Origin of the sequence: Mycobacterium sp. (assembly GCF_035653355.1) — a bacterium.
Taxonomy (GTDB): Bacteria; Actinomycetota; Actinomycetes; order Mycobacteriales; family Mycobacteriaceae; genus Mycobacterium.
The window spans coordinates 1-2,090 of sequence record NZ_DASRBZ010000641.1 but is presented as its reverse complement, the minus strand read 5'-3'; the positions used below and the strand labels follow the sequence as shown (position 1 = coordinate 2,090).

Here is a 2,090-nt window from a genome sequence, read left to right as displayed (position 1 = left end):
CCGGTCTGAGGTCGTTACACGTTCACTGCTCAACGAGACGCATGTCACCGGCGTACAGGCATCCTTCCTGAGCTATCTCAAGGAGTGCCATGTCCGATAACGTCGGGCCGCCCACTCGGCGTTGGAGGCTCGCGTCCGCGGTGACAATGGCGGTCATCGCGACGGCAGCCTGCGGTACCACCGTGCCGATGAGTGATGTACCTCGGGCTCAGGCGGGGGCTTTGGGCCTCTCCAGTGGCCCAATGCCCAGCGCTCTACCCGGTGGCAAGCAGATCGCCCGCGGCGCCCGTTCAGGCCCGATCGGTACGACGCCCAATGGACCGGCTGCGGGACCTGCGGCTGCGGTTGGCCGTTCGAAGGGCATCGGGGCGAGCGCGGGGAAGAGTTCTTCGGGCAACAATTCGACCACTGTGAAAGCGGGTGGCCCGGTCACGATCGGGGCGCTGACCGCCCAAGGGGCAGGGGACTACGAACGGTCGCTCGGCTTCTCCGGTGTGGCTACTGGTGATCAGGCGGCGATGACGAAATCCGTGGTCGGCTACATCAACGCTCATGGCGGAATCGCTGGCCATCGGGTGAACCTGTTGATCTACGACGTGAAGGTGGCCGATGCATATGCGAACGCGAGTGCGGCCTATCAAGCCGCCTGCGCGTACTTTACGCAGGACCATCATGTCTTCGCGGTCGCGTCGTACCTTTCGCTGCTACCCGCGAGCTTCTACGAGTGCTTGCAGCAGCATCATGTGCCGGTGGACACACCTGACGAGGAGTTCTCAGCGAGCTTCTTGAACCGTTACGCCGGCACGGTGATCCTGCCGAGCGCACCCAACTACACCCGCCTGATGGCTGACAGCGTTGACGCCTTATGGTCGTCCAAATGGCTGACCGCGTCGTCGAAAGTCGGCGTTGTCGCATACGACACCCCCGATGGCCATTCATCAGTCGACGCGGGATTGGTGCCGGCGCTAAAGCGCCATGGGCTCAAACTGACCGACAGCTTCTACACCGCAACAGACAGCTCCGCGGACTCTCAATATCAAGACGGGGTACTGAGATTCAAGACCGACGGCGTCGATCGGGTGTTCTTCGCGATAGGCGGAGAACCCGCTTACTTCACGTTGGCCGCCGAGCAAGATGCCTACCACCCACGTTACGAGCTCAGCTCGCTTGAGTATCCGGGGGTGCTCGAGCAGGACCTGCCGGCCGACCAGTTGGTGGGGGCCGCCGGAATCGGGTTTGATCCGTACTTCGATCTTGACGATGCGCACTGGCCCACAGTGCACACTCCGGGAGAAGCCCGCTGCCTTTCGGCGATGAAGGCAGCTCGTCAGAATTTGTCCACCGGAACTACGATGGGGATCGCGGCGTGGATCTGTGACGACTGGTTCCTGTTCCAAACAGCATTCGCTCAGAACCACGGGGTTTTGACCTCTGGCAGTTTGATGGACGGTGTCGACCGACTTGGCAGCCGATTCGCCTCCGCCTCGACGTTCGCTACGTATTTCGCCTCAGGTCGACCGCATGACGGCTCGTCGGCTTACAGACTGGTTGCCTTCCAATCTGGCTGTCGTTGCTTCATGTACCAATCGGGCCCGCGTCCGCTTCCGTGACCGCCCGAACCCAGGACGCCCACGGGCTTTGTCGCAGTCCGGAGTGATTAGGAAGAGAAGCCCGTGAGCGTAACGGCGGACGTGGTGGTCGTCGGCGCGGGTGTGATCGGTTCCTCGATCGGCTTCGAGCTCGCGCGAAGCGGTCTTTCGGTCGTCGTCGTCGACAAGGCGAGTGGCCCCGGCCAGGGGTCGACCAGCGCATCGAGCGCGGTCATCCGCTTCAACTACTCCACCTGGGATGGTGTCGCGCTGTCGTGGGAATCCAAGCATTGTTGGGAGAGATGGTCCGACCACCTTGAAGGCACGGACGACATCGGCATGGCGCGCTTCCACCGGGTTGGCAAGGTCTTCCTCGACGTCGACATCGCCCCCACGGGCCGGATTCTGCGGATGTTCGACCGGGCCGGCATTCCCTATGAGGTATGGGACGCCGACGAGCTGGCGCGGCGCATGCCGGGGCTGGACCCGGGGCGGTTCTGG

2 protein-coding genes are annotated in these 2,090 nt (G+C 63.0%); both read left to right on the top strand.

Annotated elements, in window-relative coordinates:
* Nucleotides 1-410: 410 nt before the first annotated feature.
* A complete protein-coding gene (locus tag VFA16_RS22025) occupies nt 411-1,610 on the top strand; it encodes an ABC transporter substrate-binding protein (RefSeq protein WP_324969876.1) in 1,200 nt (399 codons plus the stop codon).
* A gap of 63 nt (nt 1,611-1,673) precedes the next feature.
* A partial coding sequence (locus tag VFA16_RS22020) for an FAD-dependent oxidoreductase (protein WP_324969875.1) occupies nt 1,674-2,090 on the top strand: 417 nt, incomplete at its 3' end.